This is a genomic window from Blattabacterium sp. DPU (genome assembly GCF_011290385.1).
In the GTDB taxonomy this organism is placed as follows: Bacteria; Bacteroidota; Bacteroidia; order Flavobacteriales; family Blattabacteriaceae; genus Blattabacterium.
The window spans coordinates 50729-70929 of sequence record NZ_CP049785.1 but is presented as its reverse complement, the minus strand read 5'-3'; the positions used below and the strand labels follow the sequence as shown (position 1 = coordinate 70929).

General features: G+C 23.3%; 16 protein-coding genes. 12 read left to right on the top strand and 4 right to left on the bottom strand.

Features of this window, described 5'->3' with window-relative positions; translation table 11 throughout:
- Positions 1-5: 5 nt before the first annotated feature.
- Positions 6-1046 carry a rod shape-determining protein gene (locus tag G9C01_RS00320; RefSeq protein ID WP_166264947.1) on the bottom strand — a complete coding sequence of 347 codons (1041 nt, stop codon included), beginning with the start codon at positions 1044-1046 and terminating at the stop codon, positions 6-8.
- 86 nt (positions 1047-1132) lie between these two features.
- Here G9C01_RS00320 and folK point away from each other — a divergent pair, with 86 nt between their 5' ends.
- Genes folK through G9C01_RS00285 form a run of 7 tightly spaced genes read left to right on the top strand, consistent with a single transcriptional unit; the run spans position 1133 to position 9647 of the window.
- Positions 1133-1630 (top strand): 2-amino-4-hydroxy-6-hydroxymethyldihydropteridine diphosphokinase, encoded by a 498-nt coding sequence (folK, locus tag G9C01_RS00315; RefSeq protein ID WP_166264944.1) that lies wholly within the window; start codon positions 1133-1135, stop codon positions 1628-1630.
- The gene (locus G9C01_RS00310; RefSeq protein ID WP_242673942.1) at positions 1630-3849 is read left to right on the top strand and encodes a putative LPS assembly protein LptD; all 2220 of its coding nucleotides are present in this window, start codon (positions 1630-1632) and stop codon (positions 3847-3849) included. Before folK ends, G9C01_RS00310 begins: the two co-directional genes overlap by 1 nt.
- 3 nt (positions 3850-3852) lie before the next feature.
- Positions 3853-4239, top strand: a complete 387-nt coding sequence (locus tag G9C01_RS00305; protein ID WP_166264941.1) for a RidA family protein — start codon at positions 3853-3855, stop codon at positions 4237-4239.
- A 17-nt stretch (positions 4240-4256) separates the two neighbouring features.
- Positions 4257-5942, top strand: coding sequence for an LptA/OstA family protein (locus G9C01_RS00300; RefSeq protein ID WP_242673941.1), 1686 nt, complete (start codon positions 4257-4259; stop codon positions 5940-5942).
- 20 nt (positions 5943-5962) lie between these two features.
- Positions 5963-7156 (top strand): aspartate aminotransferase family protein, encoded by a 1194-nt coding sequence (locus tag G9C01_RS00295; protein WP_166264938.1) that lies wholly within the window; start codon positions 5963-5965, stop codon positions 7154-7156.
- The gene (gene truA, locus G9C01_RS00290) at positions 7153-7911 is read left to right on the top strand and encodes a tRNA pseudouridine(38-40) synthase TruA (RefSeq protein WP_166264935.1); all 759 of its coding nucleotides are present in this window, start codon (positions 7153-7155) and stop codon (positions 7909-7911) included. The genes G9C01_RS00295 and truA overlap by 4 nt, the downstream gene beginning before the upstream one ends.
- Complete coding sequence (locus G9C01_RS00285) at positions 7908-9647, top strand: ABC transporter ATP-binding protein (RefSeq protein ID WP_166264932.1); 1740 nt, start codon at positions 7908-7910, stop codon at positions 9645-9647. Before truA ends, G9C01_RS00285 begins: the two co-directional genes overlap by 4 nt.
- Here G9C01_RS00285 and G9C01_RS00280 read toward each other — a convergent pair.
- Positions 9644-10897 carry a peptidylprolyl isomerase gene (locus tag G9C01_RS00280; protein WP_166264929.1) on the bottom strand — a complete coding sequence of 418 codons (1254 nt, stop codon included), beginning with the start codon at positions 10895-10897 and terminating at the stop codon, positions 9644-9646. The genes G9C01_RS00285 and G9C01_RS00280 overlap by 4 nt on opposite strands.
- A gap of 68 nt (positions 10898-10965) precedes the next feature.
- On the opposite strand from G9C01_RS00280, the gene lptB reads away from it, so the two are divergent.
- Both lptB and G9C01_RS00270 read left to right on the top strand, forming a co-directional pair.
- Complete coding sequence (lptB, locus tag G9C01_RS00275) at positions 10966-11685, top strand: LPS export ABC transporter ATP-binding protein (protein WP_166264926.1); 720 nt, start codon at positions 10966-10968, stop codon at positions 11683-11685.
- A gap of 2 nt (positions 11686-11687) precedes the next feature.
- Entirely contained in the window at positions 11688-12320 is a 633-nt protein-coding gene (locus tag G9C01_RS00270; protein WP_166264922.1) for a thiamine diphosphokinase, read from the top strand.
- Positions 12321-12326: 6 nt separating this feature from the next.
- Here the strand turns inward: G9C01_RS00270 and mdh are convergent, their stop codons facing one another.
- On the bottom strand, positions 12327-13250 hold the full coding sequence (mdh, locus tag G9C01_RS00265) for a malate dehydrogenase (RefSeq protein WP_166264919.1): 924 nt from the start codon (positions 13248-13250) through the stop codon (positions 12327-12329).
- Positions 13251-13336: 86 nt separating this feature from the next.
- Here mdh and gcvP point away from each other — a divergent pair, with 86 nt between their 5' ends.
- Positions 13337-16219, top strand: coding sequence for an aminomethyl-transferring glycine dehydrogenase (gcvP, locus tag G9C01_RS00260; RefSeq protein ID WP_166264916.1), 2883 nt, complete (start codon positions 13337-13339; stop codon positions 16217-16219).
- A 27-nt stretch (positions 16220-16246) separates the two neighbouring features.
- Here the strand turns inward: gcvP and tsaD are convergent, their stop codons facing one another.
- Complete coding sequence (tsaD, locus tag G9C01_RS00255; RefSeq protein ID WP_166264913.1) at positions 16247-17278, bottom strand: tRNA (adenosine(37)-N6)-threonylcarbamoyltransferase complex transferase subunit TsaD; 1032 nt, start codon at positions 17276-17278, stop codon at positions 16247-16249.
- A gap of 263 nt (positions 17279-17541) precedes the next feature.
- Between tsaD and G9C01_RS00250 the strand changes: the two genes are divergently transcribed.
- Together G9C01_RS00250 and G9C01_RS00245 are read left to right on the top strand one after the other, a co-directional pair.
- Entirely contained in the window at positions 17542-18066 is a 525-nt protein-coding gene (locus tag G9C01_RS00250; RefSeq protein WP_207573362.1) for an Lrp/AsnC family transcriptional regulator, read from the top strand.
- A gap of 115 nt (positions 18067-18181) precedes the next feature.
- Entirely contained in the window at positions 18182-20197 is a 2016-nt protein-coding gene (locus G9C01_RS00245; RefSeq protein WP_166264910.1) for an HD family phosphohydrolase, read from the top strand.
- The last annotated feature ends 4 nt before the right edge of the window (positions 20198-20201 follow it).

Below are 20201 nucleotides of genomic sequence, written 5' to 3'. Positions count from 1 at the left end.
CAACCCTATTTCATTAAAAATGTAAATTTATCAATATTTTTTAACGCAACACCTGTTCCTTTTACTACAGCTCTTAGAGGATCCTCTACTAAAGAAACAGAAAGACCCGTTTTATTAGATATTCTTTGATCTAAACCTCTTAAAAGAGATCCTCCTCCAGCCATATATATTCCTGTTTTATAAATGTCTGCTGCAAGTTCTGGAGGAGTTCTAGAAAGTGTTTCCATCACAGCATCTTCTATTCGTAAAATAGATTTATCTAAAGCAGGAATCGTTTCTTTATAAGAAAGATTCATTTCTTTTGGTTTTCCTGTCGGAAGATCTCTTCCTTGTATGTGAATATCCTCTGGAGGTGTTTCTATGGATTCCATAGCCGCTCCTATATCTATTTTTATTTTTTCTGCAGTTCTTTCTCCAATATATAGATTATACTTAGAACGAAGGAAATAAGCTATATCATTAGTAAAAACATCTCCTGCTATTTTTATAGATTTTTGACATACTATTCCACCTAAAGCTATTACTCCGCATTCTGTTGTTCCACCTCCTATATCAATAATCATATTTCCTTCTGCTTTAGTTACAGAAATACCTGAACCAATAGCAGCTGCCATAGGTTCTTCAATAAGATAAACTTCTTTAGCATTAAGATGTTGTGCAGAATCTTTCACTGCTCTTTTTTCTACTTCAGTTATTCCAGATGGAATGCAAATAACCATCGTTAATGATGGAGTAAAAAATTTGTTATTGACACCTGGAACTTTTTTAATAAATTCTTTGATCATAAGTTCTGCAACTTGATAATCAGCAATAACTCCATCTTTCAATGGTTTATATATTTTAATATTTTCATGTGTTTTTCCTTGCATTTGCTTAGCTTCCTCTCCTACAGCTAATACTTTTTTTGTTCTTACATCTATTGCGATTATTGAAGGTAAATCTACTATTACCTTATTTTGATGCATAATCAGCGTATTTGCCGTTCCCAAATCTATAGCTATTTCTTGGGTGAAAAGATTCTTCATAAAATCTACTACTAATCCCATCAATATTTTTTCTATGAAAATATTTACCTAATTTAAATAAAAAATACAGTTTTTCAGTATATTGAATTTATTTAAAAACTTTTTTTTTGAAAGAACATAATGTATTCTTATTGCAAGGAAGTAACAAAGAAGATAAAAAAAATTTTTTGGATAAATCTTTGATTTTAATATCTCAAAAGATAGGTAAGATTGTTAAAATTTCATCATATTTTGAAAGCGAAGCATGGAATATGAAAAATTCGTCTATTTTTTATAATAGGATCTTACATATAAAAACAAATTATTCTCCTGTGGATCTTTTAAAACATATTTTGAATTTAGAATACCTCATAGGAAGAAAAAGAAATTTTTGTAAGAAAGAATATCAAAATAGAGAAATAGATATAGATATTTTATTTTACGATCATATCATCATACGTAGTTTAATTTTGACAATTCCACATCCATTATTACATTTACGTAGATTTGTTTTAGAACCTATGTGTGAAATAGCTCCAAACAAGAATCATCCAATATTTAATTTAACCATATTAGAAATATTAGGATTATGTATGGATAAATTATATGTAAAAAAAATTTTTTAGTGAACATTCTTTCATTAAATAAAATAAATTTGTATCAAATTCAATTTTACGTTTATATCATATTGTTATCCATTTTTTCAACATATACTTTTTACGGAAACGAAAAAAAAGAAAATGATAATGTTATATATGATAAAACAAAAAATAATTTTTCTTTTTTAAAAGATGTTTTAAAATACAAATCTAATATACAAGAACACGATATAAAAAAAGGAAAATCATATTTAAAAGGACAAGCTTCAATAGAATATTATAATACAAAAATTGAATCAGATTACATAGAATTTAATTGGAAAAATGGCGATTTGTATGCTCAATCAAAAGATAAATATGTTTTTTTGAAAAAGGGAGAACATCAGTATTTTTTCAATCAAATTCACTTAAATTTAAATAATCAAATAGGAGAAGCAAAAAAATTTTCTATAAAAGAAAAAAATTATATCGTTGTAGCTGATGAGGTTTTTAAAAAAAACGATGATTTTGTAATGAAAAAAATTACATATATATCAGATCCTTTTTTTTTAAAAAAAAAAGATGATTTTCCTGATTTTTATTTAAAAACAGATTATTTAAAATATTATCATTCAAAAAAATATATTTTTTCCGGTCCTATTTTTTTTTACTGGTATAAAGTCCCAATGCCTATTTTTTTTCCTTTTTTTTATATGCCTATAAAATTGAATCAGACTTCTTATGAAATTAAGTATCCAAAATTAGGAATTCAAAATAAAAAAATATACATGGAAGATTTAGAATTATTTTTTCCTATTTCTGATGTTCTAAATTTTAGGATGAATTCTTCCATATATAATACTGAAACATGGAGAATTAAAACAATAATAAAATATAAATTGATAAATGCTTGTCATGGATTTATTAATTTTAATTATCAAAATTTTTCAAATCAAAAAAATTATCTATTTCAATGGAAACATGATTCAGATTTAAAATCTGAAAAAATAAATTTCAATGCAAATATTAATTATGATAGTAATATTTTGTACAATCAAAATGAAGTTTTTTCTTCCATAAACATAAAAAAAAAGTTATCTAATTATTTATGGTTTATGGATTTTTATATGATTCAAAATCATGATAAAAATAGGAAAATAAGATTTATAATTCCAGAATTTATTTTACATACAAGAGAAATATTATTTAATAATAAAAAAAACTTTTTTTTAAATCAGGTAAATATTGAAAATAGACTGTATTTAAAAAATTTTATAGATTTTAATAACAAAAAGTATTTCCGTACTGAATTTAGTCATGACATGAGTATGACTACTTATTTTCCTTTTTTTTATCCTTATTTAAAAATTTCATCTCAAATTTTTTATCATGATTTTTATACATGTAATTTTCCTGATTTTTTTTATATATCTAGTATTCAAAAAATGGATTTTTTAACAAATATAGTTTCGATTCCATTTTATAAAATTTGGAAATTCAAAAATACTACTCTATTAAAACATCAAATCAAACCGATTTTATCTTTTCATATGAAATATTTTCCTCCTGTTTTCTATAATGTAAAAAATAATTTTGAAAAAAAAATAAATTTTATTATCGATAATAATTGGATGATAAGAGATACATATAATCATGTTAATATATACAAAAAAATAGAAGTATTAAAAGAAATAAAATCCTCATTTATTATTGATGATAATTTTATTAAATGGGAAAAATTTCATATTATGGGGAATGCTGATTTAACAAAAAATTTGGAAGCAAAATATAAAACAGGAATAAATTTTGTAAAAAATAAAATGATATATTTCGATTTTTGTTTTTCTTCTAATTATGACATAAATTTTTTTCCTATAAAAAATGAATTTCAAAAAAAAGGAAAAAATCGTTATGATTACTTTTTTTTTGATCAGAAAAATTATGCAAGATATACAATTCCGGTGAATTTGAAAATTGATTTTCATTCTAATTATGAAAATTATTTCAACAAAAAAAAATTTTTTCAAACTTTTTTAAGTTTGAATGGATCTATAAATATTACAAAATATTGGAAAATTAATTTTCACACAGATTATGATTTATTGAAAAATAAAATCATATTCGCAAATCTTATTTTTCATAGAGATTTAAGAAGCTTTGAAATGAATTTCAATTGGATTCTAGGGGAGAATTGTTCTTGGTCTTTTTTTATAGGATTGAAAGATCCTAATTTTAGAAATATTATACAGTATAATGAAAAAAATTAAATTATGACACCAAAAAAATTTTCAATTTATAAAATACCATCTTATGGACCATATAGTACATGTGTTTTTGTTGGAAATCTTTTATTTATTTCAGGACAAATAGCTGTAGATCAAAATAGAGAAAAATTAATTTCCGATAAAAATATCGAAATGGAAACAAAACAAGTGATGGAAAATATCAAAATTATTCTTTCAGAAAATGGAATAGGATTTCAAAATGTTGTCAAAACCTCTATTTTCGTAACAAATATGAGTTATTTATCTAAAGTAAATAACATATATTCCAAATTTTTTTGTAAAGGTAATTATCCAGCTAGAGAAACTATACAAGTATCTGGGTTACCTAAAAATGCCAACGTTGAAATATCTTTAATAGCATACAAAAATTAAATCAATTCTTATTTTTTGTGAAATATGGATTTTTAATTTTTATTATTTTTTTATTATTATCGCCTGATAAAACATTTTCTCATTCTAATAATATAAGGGAAACTGTACAAATAATTCATGCAGATATAATAGATAATTATCATCAATCTTTCGTTTTAATAGGAAACGTTCATTTGAAATATAGAAATAATCATCTTTTTTGTGATAAAATTATATATGACAAAAAAATTCATAAATTTTACGGGTATGGAAATGTAAATTTAGAATCAGGAAAAAATAAAATAATATCTCAAAATATAGAAGGAAATTTTTCCGATTTCCAATTATCAGGTAAAGTTGTTCTATATCGAGAAAAAATCAAATTAATAGCGAATATCGTTAATTTTAATCTAAAAAAAAAGCTATTTAAAGCTATCAATAATGTGGTCCTATTTTTTGGTAAAAATAAATTACAAACTAATACATTAGAATATAATTTGATTTTAAATCAAATTTTTTATAAGAAAAATAGCATTATTCATTATGGAGATTTTACTATATCTAGTAAAGAAGGTTTTTTTTATCTTAATAAGAAAAAAATAGAATTAAAATATGAAATTCAATTGATTAATGAAAATTATATCATATATGCTAATGCATTAGAATATCTTTTAGAACAAGATCAAGTTAATTTTCTTAATACAGCTATTTTTATACAAAAAAAAAATTTTGATAATTTTATTTATGCTAATAAAGCATTTTTTTCATTGAAAAAAAAAATATTTTTATTTAAAAATTATGTAAGTATTCATTATAATGGACGAATTTTAAAGGGAAAATATTTATTTTTTGACCATAAAAAAAAATGTGGATTCATTGAAGATCTTTTATTAGAAGATCCAAATAAAAAATATTTTTTGACAAGTGGATATGGAAAATTTGATTTTCATTCCAATTCTTTAACTTTAGAAAGAAATCCCAAAATTATTAAAACATCAAAAAATAATTCTATTTTTATTTATTCCAACATTTTAAAAATAAATATAGAAAAAAATAATGCATATTCAATTCAAGCTTTTTCTGTAGAAAGTTTTTTTTTGAATCAGAATTTCAATGAAAACATTCAAGGAAAATGTAATTTTCTTAATTATAAATCTTCAAATAATTATATCCAATTTGATGGAAATCCTATATTTTGGGGGAAAAATCGACAAATTAGTGGAGATGTTATCTCTATTCATTTTGAAGATAATGAAAATCATAATTTTTTAAAAAAAATAAAAATTATTCAAAATGCTTTCTATACAGAAAAAATAAACTCCAAAGAGTTTAATCAGATAAAAGGAGATATTATGATTGGTTTTTTTAATAAAAATTATTTAGAAAAAGTTATGGTAGAAGGAAATATTAACAGTATTATTTTTCTTAATACTCATAATAAAGAAAAAAAAATAATGAACAGATTATCTTGTAAAATTTTATCAATATATTTTGATCAATCAAAAAAAATAAATAAAATTTCTTCTTCTGATGAAGTATATTCAGAATTGATTCCAATACATAATAAAGAAATTTATAATAAGTTTCTTTATCTTCCTAAATTTTCTTGGAAAGAAAAAAATAAACCCCATAAAAAATTTTTTGCATATAAAGAAATGGATAAGTATAAAAAAGAAAGTTTATTAGAAAAAGTAAAAATGAAAAATATAATAAAAAATAAATAGAATAAAATTATTATGTATGTATGAAAGAATTAGAAAAAGATTTTTTTCAATATCAAACTCAAATTAATCCATATCCTATGAATATTATGGTAAGTCATGCTGAAGGAAGTTATATTTATGGAATAGATGGAAAAAAATATCTGGATTTTGTAGCAGGTGTTTCCGTGAATGTATTAGGACATGGAAATAAGAAAATAAAAAAAGCTATAAAAAAACAAGTAGATCAATACTTACATACTATGGTATATGGAGAATTCATACAAAGTCCTTGTGTTAGACTTTGTAAAAAAATATCAGAAAATATACCAGATCCACTTACTAACACTTACTTAGTGAATTCAGGAACAGAAGCAGTAGAAGGAGCTTTAAAATTAGCTAAATGTTATACAGGAAAGGAAGAAATTATATCCAGTAAATGGTCTTATCATGGAAGTACACATGGTTCTATGAGTATTATGGGATATGAAAATTATAAAAGGCCTTTTAGGCCTCTATTACCTTTAGTTAAATTTATTACATTTAATCATATAGAGGAATTAATAAATTCTATTACAGAAAAAACAGCTTGTGTGATTTTAGAAACGATTCAATGTTCTTATGGAATCATACTCCCTGATCATTCCTTTTTAAAAGAAGTAAGAAAACTGTGCAATCAAAAAAATGTTTTAATGATACTTGATGAAATTCAAACTGGATTTGGAAGAACAGGAAAACTTTTTGCATTTGAACATTATGAAATTGTTCCTGATATATTAATTATGGGAAAAGGAATGGGAGGAGGAATGCCTATTAGTGGTTTTGTATCATCTGAAAAAATTATGAAAACTTTTATTGATATTGCTCCTTTAGGCCATTTAACTACTTTTGGAGGAAATCCTGTTTCTGCTTCTTCTTCTTTAGCTACTTTAAATCAACTTATCAATTCTAATATAATGGAACAAGTTTCATTAAAGGAAAAGTGGATTAGGAAATATTTAATTCATCATGAAATCAAAAATATTCATGGAAAAGGACTTCTTTTATCTATTGAACTAAATAACAAAGAAACAGTAGAAAAAGTTTTAAAAACTTGTTTAAAAAAAGGATTAATATTATTTCGTTTTTTATTTCATAGGAATTTTATACGGATATCTCCTCCATTGACTATCACAAAAAAAGAAATCCAAAAGGGATGTTCTATTATTATTGAAAGTTTAAATCAACTTTATAATTGAGATTTTTTATTGAATTATCTTATAATGGTAAACATTTTTTTGGATGGCAAATTCAGAAAAAAGTAAATACAGTAGAAGAAAAATTAGAATATTGTTTGTCAAAATTATTGAAAACATCTATAAATATTGTAGGGGCTAGTAGAACGGATAAAGGTGTTCATGCTAAACAAATGTTTGCCCATTTTGATTATGAAAAAAAAATAAAAAATGATTTTGTAAACAGATTAAATGTTTTTTTACCTAATTCTATTAAAGTTTTCAATATTTTTCCAGTGAAAAAAAATTTTCATGCAAGATTTAATGCTATAAAAAGAACATATAAATATTATTTAACACGCGAAAAAAATCCATTTAATCAAGATTTTTCTTGGTACTGTTTTTACCCTCTAAATATTCAAAAAATGAATGAAGCTTCAAAAAAAATTATGGAATATCAAGATTTTAGTTCTTTTTGTAAAAAAAAAAGAACTAATAAAAATCAAAGTGTAAAAGAAAATAATATATGTCAAATATATCATGCTCATTGGTATGAGTATAACAATGTTTTATGTTTTACTATTGAAGCTAATCGGTTTTTAAGATCTATGGTTAGGAGTATTATAGGAACACTGATTGATGTAGGAAGAAATAAAATAAGTATTAACGAATTTATAAAAATTATAGAATCACAAAATTCTAATTTTTGCAAATTTATAGTTCCAGCATGTGGCCTATTTCTTACTCAGATTCTATATCCAGAAGATATTTTTTTATGAAAAAAAATTTGAATAAAAAAAAATCCTCCTTAAAACAATTAATTATAATTAGTTTAAATTATAAACTCATATTAATATCAACAATTACTACTTCTATACTAATTTCTTTTATATCTGCTTATCGTCCTAAATTAATACAAAAAGCTATTGATATTCACATTCTTTACAAGGATTTTTTAGGATTAAAAAATATATTAATGTTAATTATTATACTTCTTTTTTTAGAAAGTATATTTCATTTTATTTTGTTATATCTTTCTAATGTATTAGCTCAAAATGTAATTGAAAGAATAAGAATTCTTTTGTTTGAAAAATTATTACATTTTAAAAATTCCTTTTTTAATAAAACTCCAATAGGAAAATTAGTATCTTATTCTGTATCAGATATAGAAACTATAACTGTAATATTTAATGATGGAATTTTACTTGTTTCTGGAGATGTTTTGAGAATAATAATGATTATTATTATGATGTATACGGTCCATAGAAAATTATCTTTTTTAGTTTTTATAACTATTCCTTTTATATATATCATTACTCGTTTTTTTCAAAAAACCTTAAAAAAAACGTTTCATGAAGAACGTATTCAAGCTTCACGATTGAATAGTTTTTTACAAGAAAATATTATAGGAATGTCTATTATTCAACTTTTCCATAAAGAAAAAGAGGAATATTTAAAATTTAAATCTATTAATCATAAATTAATGAATGCTCATTTTAAAACCATTTTTTATTTTTCTATTTTTTTTCCTATAGTAGAAATAATTTCTGCGGTAACAATAAGTATTGTCATATTTTATGGAGGTTTTTATGCAAAAGTAAAACCCGGACAAATTATTGCTTTTATTTTTTTCATTTATCTTCTTTTTCGTCCTATGAGACAAATAGCAGATAGATTCAATATCATACAAAGAGGCATAGCTGGAATAGAACGAGTATTTTCTATATTAAATTCTTCAGAATTTATTATTAATAGAGGAAACTTGCGTTTTGAAAAATTAAAAGGGCATATTGTATTTAATAATGTTCATTTTTCTTATATAGATGATGAAAAAGTATTAAATGGAGTTTCTTTTGAAATTAAACCAGGAGAAAAAGTTGCTATAGTAGGATCAACAGGTTCTGGAAAATCGACGATAACTCATTTAATTTCTAGATTATATGAGATCAATACAGGAAATATTTGGATTGATGGACATTCTATTCAAGATATAGAACTTAAAAATTTAAGATCTCATATAAGAGTAGTTACACAAGATACTTTTCTGTTTAATGATTCTATTATTAATAATATTACTTTAGGCGATCCATCCATTAGTATAAATAAAATAGAAAAAATGGCAAAAAAAATAGGAATACATAATTTTATTACATCATTGCCTAATGGATACAAATTCATAGTAAAAGAAAGAGGAAACTTACTCTCTATTGGAGAAAAACAATTAATTTCTTTTTTAAGAGTTCAAATGCATCCTTATTCTGTACTTATATTAGATGAAGCAACAGCATCTTTAAATAAAGAATTAGAAAAAATAATTTATCATGCTACAGATCTTTTGACAAAACATAAAACTTCCATTATTATTACTCATCGTCTTTCTACATTAGAAAATGCGGATAATATATTAGCTATTGATAAAGGATATATAGTCGAAAAAGGGACACATCAGGAATTAATTCAATTGAATGGATATTATGCCGGATTATATAAAGAATCTTTCAATAAAAAAAACTAACAGTTTATTTTTAAGTAATAAGTTTTTTTCAATATTTCTTTTGCCCAATTTTTTATTTTTTCTTTTTTTTTGATATTTATTACAAAGTTTTTTAAAATCGTATAATCTTTTTCAAAAGAAACGGGTTTAGATGGAATTTTATCTAATAATTTGATCATAACAAATGCTTCTTTTCCATTTATTATTTCCTTATAAGGATTAGTGATTTTTCCTTTTTTTAAAAAAAGGAATATTTTTTTCATTTTTTTTGATAATTGATTTTCCTCTAACCAAACTTGATTCCGTACTATTACATCAATTGTATTATTTTGATTCAATAAATCAGATATTTTTTCTAAATCGATTTTCTTATTAAGAATACGTTTTCTAAATAGTTCTGCAAATGATTTTGTTTTATGTAATTCATATTTTGAGTATTTAGGTTTTATTAAAATATGTCTAAAATCAATATCATCTTTTCTTTTTTTATCCAATTTGATCAAATGAAATCCTAAATCTGTTTCGAATGGTTCAGATATTTCTCCTTCTTTTAAAGAAAGAACATAATCTACAAATTTTTTTGAAAGATTATTTATTTTCATTCCTTTTACAAGACCCCCTTGTAACGCTGATAAATTATCTTCAGAAAATAAAATAGCTTTAGTGGAAAAATCAATGTCAGAATGTATTTCTTTTTTAATTTTATTTAGAAAATAAATTATTTTTTTTTTGTTAATTATACTTAATTTAGGATGAAAGATTATATAAGAAATGCATATTTTTTTGGGAAAAAAAGGAATTTTATACTGTTTTTTCGTAAAAAAGTATTTTACCTCTTCAGGAGAGGTTTCTATTCCTTCCGTTATTTTGTTATAAAATTTTTCTATATACTGTTTATTTTTAATTTTTTCAGTTAATTCTTTTAAAAAATTTTTATTTTCAAATTGTATTAAAAATTCTTCTTGATTGATATATTTTTTTCTCATATCTGATAAAAAGACTTGAGTTTTTAATTCTAACTCTTGATCACTAATTTGTATGCTTTTATCTTTTTTTGCATAATAAAGCATTAATTTTTGAATGATAAAATCATCTATAACATCAGTGTTACAATGTAATTTATTATTATTACTATTTTTAAGATCAGAATCTAATATGACATCATTTCCAATAATCATAGCTATTCCACTCATTTTTTTTAAATCAGAAGAATGTAAAAAATTACTACATATAAATATGAGAAAAAAATATTTTTTAATAAAACTTACCATAATGTACAAATATTCATATTTTTTTTATTTTAAATATAAACTATATTCAATATTCTATCATTGAGATTATGACTTTAATAGCTCAAAATATATATAAAAAATATAAAAATCAATATGTAGTCAAAAATGTTTCAATTCAATTGAATCCAGGAGAGATAGTAGGCCTAATAGGACCTAATGGAGCAGGAAAAACCACTTCTTTTTATATGATTGTAGGATTTATTAAACCAGATAAAGGGAAAATATTTCTTTTTGATCAAGATATTACATCAAATCCAATGTATCAACGTTCTAAAAAAGGAATTGGATATTTATCTCAAGAACCATCTATATTTAGAAAATTATCTGTAGAAGATAATATTTTATGCATATTAGAAATGAAAAACATGTCTAATAAAGAAAGAATACAAATTACAGAAAAACTAATTGAAGAATTCAAATTGAAAAAAATCAGAAAAAATAGAGGAGATCTTATTTCTGGAGGAGAACGAAGACGGACCGAAATAGCTAGATGTTTAGCTATCAATCCTAAATTTATTCTTTTAGATGAACCTTTTTCTGGAATAGATCCAATTGCTATAGAAGAACTACAAAAAATAATTTTTTCCCTAAAAAAAAAAAATATAGGTATATTAATTACAGATCATAATGTGCAAGAAATATTCACAATAGCAGATCGTATTTATTTAATGTTTAATGGAGAAATTATCAAGTGTGGAGAGACTAAAGAGATTATGAAAGACTCTATAGTAAGAAAAGTTTATTTAGGAAACAGATTAAAAAAATGAGAATGAATCATAGGTTTAAAACTCCTGAAGTTGGATTATTTTTAAATGGAGAAATTCCCCCTATTTTAGAAAATAAATTTTCCTTTTATGAAAAAATATTTGCGGTAGATGGAGCTTTTTATTATTTAAATGTATTTGGAATTTCAGTAGATTATGTTATTGGAGATTTTGATTCTATTTTAAAAAAAGATATCCCTTTGGAAACACATTTATTAAAAGCTTATAATCAAAAATATACAGATTTTGATAAAGCTCTAAATATCATTTATAAACAAGGATTTTTTAACATAAATGTTTGGGGAGCAAGTGGTATGGAACAAGATCATTTTTTAGGAAATTTATCAACAGCCTTAAAATATAAAAGTAAATTATCTATTATATTTCATGATAAATATCATTATTATTTTTTTTCTGATAAAAAAACTTCTTTTTATCAGAAAAAAAATAAAAAAGTGTCTTTATTTCCATTTCCTAAAGTAGAAGGATTATACACTTATGGACTAAAATATTCCATAAAAAAAGGTTTATTAAAAATAGGAAAAAATATAGGAATAAGGAATGAAGCATATAATTGTAGTCGAAAAATAGAAATAAATTACGAAAAAGGAGAACTATTAATATTCATAGAAAAATAGAAATATTTAGTGAATTAATTTACTAATCATATTTTTCACATGATCTGCAGATTTTTTTAACAGATTTTTTTCTGTTTTATTTAATTGTAATTCTATAATTTTTTCTATTCCATATTTTCCCAAAATAACTGGAACTCCTAAATATATATTTTCTAATCCATATTGTCCTTTTAAAAAAGCAGAACATGGAAAAATACGTTTAGAATTTTTTAAAATGGCTTCCACCATTTTTATAACAGAAGCACTAGGAGCCATCCAAGCAGATGTTCCTAATAAGTTTACTATTTCTTCTCCTCCTTTCTTTGTTTTTTCAATAATTTCATTATTTTCTTCTTCTGATAAAAACTCTTTAATAGGAATTCCTGATATAGATGTATATCTATATAAAGGGACCATTGTATCACCATGTCCTCCTAATAACAAAGATTGTATATCAATAGGAGAAACATTTAATCTTTTTGATAAAAAAAAACGATATCTGGTAGAATCTAATATTCCAGCCATACCTATAATACGAGAAGAATCTATTTTTGCTGTTATATAACTTACATATGCCATAACATCTAATGGATTAGATACAATAATAAATTTAGCTTTTGGAGAAAAAAAAATAGATTTTTTAGTTACAGTACGAATAATTTCTGCATTTGTATTAACAAGATCATCTCTACTCATTCCAGGTTTTCTAGGAATTCCACAAGTAATAATAATAATTTCAGAATTTTCCGATTTGGAATAATCATTACATACTCCAAGTACTTCAGTATTTGATTTTATCATAGGAAGCATTTGGGATATATCTAGACTTTTTCCTTTTGAAAGTTTATTTCTAATATCTAATAAAACAATTTTTTGTACTATATCCTTTTGAGCTAATAAACTAGCACAAGAAGATCCTACATTTCCTGCTCCAATAATAGTTACTTTCATTTTATTTTTTATTTTTTAATATGTTAATGATATGCTTATTTAGCTAAATTTGTAATCTTTTAAATATAAACACAATTTCTATTTTTATGAAAGTGGATAACGTCAGAGGAAAAAAATTCTATCTTAGACATATAGGACCATCTTATGATGAGATTAACAAAATGTTAAAAGAATTACAATGTTTTTCGATTAATGATTTTATTAAAAAAACTATTCCTGAAAAAATACGTTTAAAAAAAAGGTTAAATCTTCCTAATTCTATTTCTGAATATCAATATTTGAATCATATTTATAAAATCAGTAAAAAAAATAAAATTTATCGTTCTTACATAGGATTAGGATATAAAAATACTATAACTCCAAGTGTTATTCAAAGAAATATTTTGGAAAATCCTAGTTGGTATACACCATATACTCCTTATCAATCCGAAATATCTCAAGGTCGTTTAGAAGCTTTAATTAATTTTCAAACAATGGTTTCAGATTTAACTGGAATGGAAATTAGTAATGCTTCTATGTTGGACGAATCTACAGCAGCAGCTGATGCTATGTTTATGATTTTTAATGAAAAAATCAAAAAAAAACAAATAGATAATAACTATTATTTTTTTATTTCTGACGAAATACATCCACAAACTTTGGACGTTTTAAAAACAAGATGTTTTGGATTGGGAATTCCCATTATAAATGATAGTCATAAAAATTTAAAAAAAAAATATAATAATAAAAAAATATTTGGATTAATAATATCTTATCCTTCCAGTTTAGGAGAGATATATAATTATAGTGAAATCATTGAATATTCAAAATATCACAATATATCAGTAATAGTTTCTACAGACCTTTTATCTTTATCTTTGTTAAAACCTCCTGGAGAATGGGGAGCTGATGTAGTTATAGGATCTAGTCAATCTTTTGGAATTCCTATGGGATATGGTGGTCCTCATGCTGCTTTTTTTTCTACTCATAAACAGTATAAACGTTTTCTTCCTGGAAGAATTATTGGAATATCTATAGATAAAGAAAAGAAAAAAGCTTTCCGGATGTCTTTACAAACAAGAGAACAACATATAAAAAGAGAAAAAGCTACTTCAAACATTTGTACGGCACAAGTACTTCCTGCAATAATGGCTTCTATGTATGCTTTATATCATGGAAAAAAAGGATTAATAGAAATAGCTGATTGCATTCATAAATATACTAAAAAATTAGAATTTTTATTAGTACACAATATAAATCATCTTTTTCAAGTAAACACTTTTTATTTTGATACGATCAGAATTAAAACAGATAACATAAGTAAAATAAGAAAAGTAGCAGAACATAAAAAAACTAATTTTAGATATGTAGACAAGAATCATTTAACTATTACTTTAGATGAAACAACTTGTCAAGAAGATGTAAATCATATTTTATCAATATTTTGTGAGGCTTATGATCAAAATAAAATAACGTATAAGCAAACAAATACAAAAAATATTGATAAATATCAATTTCCTAATTTTTTAAAAAGAACTTCTAATTTTCTAAAAAATAAAATTTTTCATAAATTTTATTCAGAAAATGAATTAATGCGTTATATCAAAAGATTAGAAAAAAAAGACATTTCCTTGATTCATTCTATGATTCCGTTAGGATCATGTACTATGAAATTAAATGCTGCTGCAGAATTATTTTCATTAAGTCAACATGAATGGAAAAATATACATCCTTTTGTTCCTGAAAAACAAGCGATGGGATATCATTTTGTAATTAAAAATTTACAAAAATATTTAAAAGAAATTACTGGATTTTCTGGCATTTCTTTACAACCTAATTCAGGAGCTCAAGGAGAGTATGCTGGACTTATGGTCATAAAACATTATCACCATTCATTACAAGAATATCAAAGAAATATAGCATTAATTCCTTCTTCTTCTCATGGAACAAATCCCGCTTCAGCAAATATGGCCGGAATGAAAGTCATATTAGTAGAGACAACAAGTGATGGATCTATTAATAGAATAGATTTATTAAAAAAAGTAAAAGAAAATAAAAATTTAATATCTGTATTAATGATTACTTATCCTTCTACTTATGGTGTATATGAAAATAATATTAAAGAAATTGTGAATATTATTCATGATCATGGAGGACAAGTTTATATGGATGGAGCAAATATGAACGCTCAAATAGGAATAATTAAACCCGCATATTTAGGAATAGATGTTTGTCATCTTAATCTTCATAAAACTTTTGCCATACCTCATGGAGGAGGAGGCCCTGGAATGGGGCCTATTTGTGTTGCTTCACATTTGAACCCTTTTATCCCTACCCATCCTTTTCAAAAAAGAAAAAATAACAATAAAAAAGTATTTACGATTTCTTCTTCTCCATATGGTTCTTCTTTAATTTTGACAATTTCTTATGCTTATATTCGTTTGTTGGGTCCAGATGGTCTTAGAAAATGTACAGAAATATCTGTGTTAAATGCAAATTATATCAAAGATAGATTAAAAAAATTTTATAATATATTATATGTAGGAAAAAATAATACTGTGGCGCACGAATTAATTATAGATTGTAGAGTATTTAAATCTACGAATATAGGAGTTATAGATATAGCAAAAAGAATGATGGATTATGGGTATCATGCCCCTACTATATCTTTTCCTGTAGAAGGATGTATGATGATAGAACCAACAGAAAGTGAATCTAAAGAAGAATTAGATCGTTTTATTGATACTCTTATTAATATAAGACAAGAAATTATAGAAATTGAGGATGGAAAATTTTCTAAAGAAAATAATGTATTAAAAAATGCTCCACATAGTATAGATATTTTGACTAAAGACAAATGGAAATATCCTTATAGTAGAGAAAAAGCCGCTTATCCATTGCATTGGATTAAAGATAGAAAATTCTGGCCATCAGTAAGTCGTGTAGATGATGGATATGGAGATAGAAATTTAATATGCACATGTAACTAAATGAACTATAATAGTTAAACATAAAATTTAAAATGTTTTAAATTTTGAATATGAGGATACATGAATAGAATCAAATAAATTTCTTTCATATTTTAGTAATCCTGTAATGGCTATCATGGCTCCATTATCGGTAGTATATTTTTTTTTAGGAATAAAAATTTCATATTTTTTATTTTTTTTTGCAAAAGATATAAATATTCTTCTAATTTCAGAATTAGCGGAAACTCCTCCAGCTAAAACTATTCTAAAAATATCAGTTTTTAAAATAGCTTTTTGCACTTTTTCTAAAAGAATTTCTGCTGTAATTTTTTGTATGGAAGCACAAATATCAGACAGATTTTGTTTTACAAAAAATGTATTTTTTTTTAATTTTTTTTTTATAAATTGTAAAACATCGCTTTTAAATCCACTAAAACTGAAATTCAGTCCATTCACTATAGGTTTTGAGAAAATGAATTTTTCGTTATTTCCATTTTTAGAAAAAAACTCAATCATAGGTCCACCAGGATAATGAAATCCCAATATTATAGCTATTTTATCTAAAGTTTCTCCTACAGAATCATCTAGAGTAGAACCTAATATTTTCATTTTAAAAAAATCATTTACCTCAATAATTTGAGTATGGCCTCCACTCATAACTAAACCTAAAAACGGAAATTTTGGGTAAGAATTATTGATATTTGCATTTTTTATAAAATGAGAAAGGATATGAGCTTGTATATGATTTACAGTTAATAATGGAATTCCTAATCCCATGGAAAATGATTTAGCAAAAGAAGCCCCAACTAATAAAGAACCAATTAATCCTGGACCTAAAGTAAAAGATATAGCATCAATTTGATTTTTATTAATTTTTGCTGAAACAATAGCTTTTTGAACTGCTTTTGTAATATTTTTATCATGTAATCTTGAAGCTAATTCTGGGACCACTCCTCCATATTTTTTATGAATTTTTTGAGGAATAATAATGTTAGATAACACATTTTTATCTTGAATAATAGAAACTCCTGTATCATCACATGATGTTTCTATTCCAATAATTATTGGTTTTTTTTTCATAAAAATTAGGTTAAGTTTTTATATATAAACTTAAAATACTAAAGTCTTTATTTTTAATAAATGATATTAAATCAATAAAAACATGATATTATATAAAGTTATAATTTTATTGTATAATTGATTGAAAATAAAATCAAAAATTTTCACATAAAAAACCATAAAATATCTTGAAAAACAAGAATCTATTTCTTCAAAAGAAAGTTTTGTATCTTGGTATTTTTAATACCTTTATTTGAAAAAAATAAAAATAAAAATATAAAACAATGATTCTAAGATACAATACAGACGAAATAGACAATACTATTGTCAGAAAATTAAACATAAATGCGAGGACGCCTTATACTGAAATAAGCAAACAAATTAGTAAAGAAATAAAACCATTATCTGTTGGAACAGTTCATGTTCGAGTTAAAAAATTGGAAGATGCAGGAATTATCAAGGGAAGTACTTTAATTATAGGATATGAATCTTTAGGCTTCCATTTAATCGCTTTTGTAGGAATCCTGTCGGATTCTCGTGAATCTAAATTAGTAAAAGAAGAATTAAAAAAAATACCGAATGTAGTACAATTATATATTACTTCAGGTAAGTATAATCTATTTTGTAGAATTATCGCAAGAGATCCTTCAGATGCAAGAGATGTGATTTCTAAAATAGGAGAAATAAAAGGAGTACTTAGAACCGAATCGACTATTTGTTTAGAAGAAAGCATAAATGATGAAAATAGATTATTATCCAATATATTACAAAAAAATCAAACATCATCTTATAATAAAAAAAAAATATGATTATAATAATAATTATTATTATAATTTTTCATCATTTCAATATGATATTTTTTTTTTAAAAAAGAAAAAAATTCATCCTTACGAAAAAATTGCATGATATTCAATTTTTTAGGTAATGGCTAATTACTTCAAGTTTTATAATAGAAATATTGCATATAAAATTTTAGCTTTAATTATTGCAATCTTATTATTGACATTTTCTTTCCCAAAAAAAGATATTTTAAAATATGAATTTTCAGAAGGAAAAATTTGGTCTTATGGAGATTTATTTTCTCCATTCAATTTTTTAGTTCCTAAAACAAGTCAAGATATTAATTTGGAAATTCAAAATTTAAAAAATAATCAAGAAACATTTTGTATTAAAAATGAAAAAATAGCAAAAAATATAAAAAAAAAGATAAAAAAAATTTCATTTTTACGAAAAAACAAGCATTATTACAAAATTGTAAAGAGAATAGTTAATACTATATACAAATATGGATATATAGAAAACTATAATAATTTTACGAAAAAAAATAAAAATCACATAATTTTTTTTAAAAAAGGGAATAAATGGATTCCTATTTTATATAAAAATGTTTTCAATCATAATAAGGTTTCTAATATTATTAGAAATAATTTTAGAAAAAAAAGTTTTTGTGTTAAAATTTTAACAAAAATTATTGTTCCCAATTTATTTTACAGTCAATATTATACCAATCTTTTTTTAACAAGTAAAATACAATCTATAAAAATCATTAAATATTCTTTTGCAAAAGGAGATAATATTATCAGAAATCATGAAATTATTAATAATACAAAATTTAAAATTTTGTCCTATTTTAAAAAAGAATATGAAGATAAAATATGGAATAAAAAAAAATATTATTGTCTTATTATAGGATACTTTTTAATGATAAGTATGATATTTACTTTATTTATCGTATATATTTTTCACTTCGAATACAAAGTTTTTCAAAATAATAGAAAAATTAATTTTTTGATTATAAATATGTTATTAATATCATTAATTACTATTTTAATTTTAAAATATCATTCTAAAATATTATACATAATTCCTTTTTGTATACTACCCATAAGTATACGTGCTTTTTTCAGTTTCAATTTAAGTATTTTTATTCATTTGATAACAATTTTATTGTTGTCTTTAATTACTCCAAACAATTTTGAATTCATTTTTATTCAATTTATTGCAGGTTTTTTAGTCATGTTGACAAAAAAAAATATTTACAAAATGGAAAATCTTTTTATTGCTGCTGCAAAAATAACCGTTACTTATATTATTACTTTTAGTTTACTCACTTTAATACGTGAAGGATCTTTGAATAAAATTTCTTTATATACTTTTTCTTTATTTTTTTTTAGTGGAATTTTAACTTTATTTGTTCACCCTTTAACATTTCTTTTTGAAAAATTGTTAAATTTAACTTCTGATATTTCTTTATTAGAACTATCTGATACCAATACTCCTATATTAAGATTATTATCTAAAAAAGCACCAGGAACTTTACAACATGTTTTAACTGTAGCAAATATTGCAGAAGAAGCAGCCGTTGCAATTGGAGCTAATTCTTTGTTAGTAAAAATAGGGGCAATTTATCATGATATAGGAAAAATTAAAAATTCTATATTTTTTACTGAAAATCAACATAATATAATAAATCCTCACGAAAAATTAAGTCCAAAAGAAAGTGCTAAAATTATTTTAGAACATGTGTCAATTGGAATTGAACTTGCCAAAAAATATCATTTACCTGATCCTGTTACTGATTTTATACGTACTCATCATGGAAATAGTATTGTTTATTATTTTTATGAAAAACAAAAAGAAAAATATCCAAATCTAAAAATAGATAAAAAACAATTTCAATATTCTGGACCTAAGCCTTTTTCCAAAGAAACCGCTATTGTAATGATAGCTGATTCTGTAGAAGCGGCTTCAAAAAGCATCAAAAATCCATCTACTCATGATCTGGAAAATTTGGTAGAAAATATAATAAAAAAACAAAAAATAGAAAATCAATTTTCCAATGCAGATATTACTTTAAAAGAAATAGAAAAAGTAAAACAAGTTTTGAAAAAAAAATTAAAGAATATTTATCATACTAGAATAGTATATCCAAATTCCTAAATTT

Coding starts and splice junctions, on each gene's coding strand:
- lptB (WP_166264926.1), top strand. CDS start 10,966: ATGACTTTAATAGCTCAAAATATATATAAAAAATATAAAAATCAATAT.
- G9C01_RS00270 (WP_166264922.1), top strand. CDS start 11,688: ATGAATCATAGGTTTAAAACTCCTGAAGTTGGATTATTTTTAAATGGA.
- G9C01_RS00250 (WP_207573362.1), top strand. CDS start 17,542: ATGATTCTAAGATACAATACAGACGAAATAGACAATACTATTGTCAGA.
- G9C01_RS00280 (WP_166264929.1), bottom strand. CDS start 10,897: ATGGTAAGTTTTATTAAAAAATATTTTTTTCTCATATTTATATGTAGT.
- G9C01_RS00245 (WP_166264910.1), top strand. CDS start 18,182: ATGGCTAATTACTTCAAGTTTTATAATAGAAATATTGCATATAAAATT.
- mdh (WP_166264919.1), bottom strand. CDS start 13,250: ATGAAAGTAACTATTATTGGAGCAGGAAATGTAGGATCTTCTTGTGCT.
- G9C01_RS00295 (WP_166264938.1), top strand. CDS start 5,963: ATGAAAGAATTAGAAAAAGATTTTTTTCAATATCAAACTCAAATTAAT.
- G9C01_RS00285 (WP_166264932.1), top strand. CDS start 7,908: ATGAAAAAAAATTTGAATAAAAAAAAATCCTCCTTAAAACAATTAATT.
- gcvP (WP_166264916.1), top strand. CDS start 13,337: ATGAAAGTGGATAACGTCAGAGGAAAAAAATTCTATCTTAGACATATA.
- tsaD (WP_166264913.1), bottom strand. CDS start 17,278: ATGAAAAAAAAACCAATAATTATTGGAATAGAAACATCATGTGATGAT.
- G9C01_RS00320 (WP_166264947.1), bottom strand. CDS start 1,046: ATGGGATTAGTAGTAGATTTTATGAAGAATCTTTTCACCCAAGAAATA.
- G9C01_RS00305 (WP_166264941.1), top strand. CDS start 3,853: ATGACACCAAAAAAATTTTCAATTTATAAAATACCATCTTATGGACCA.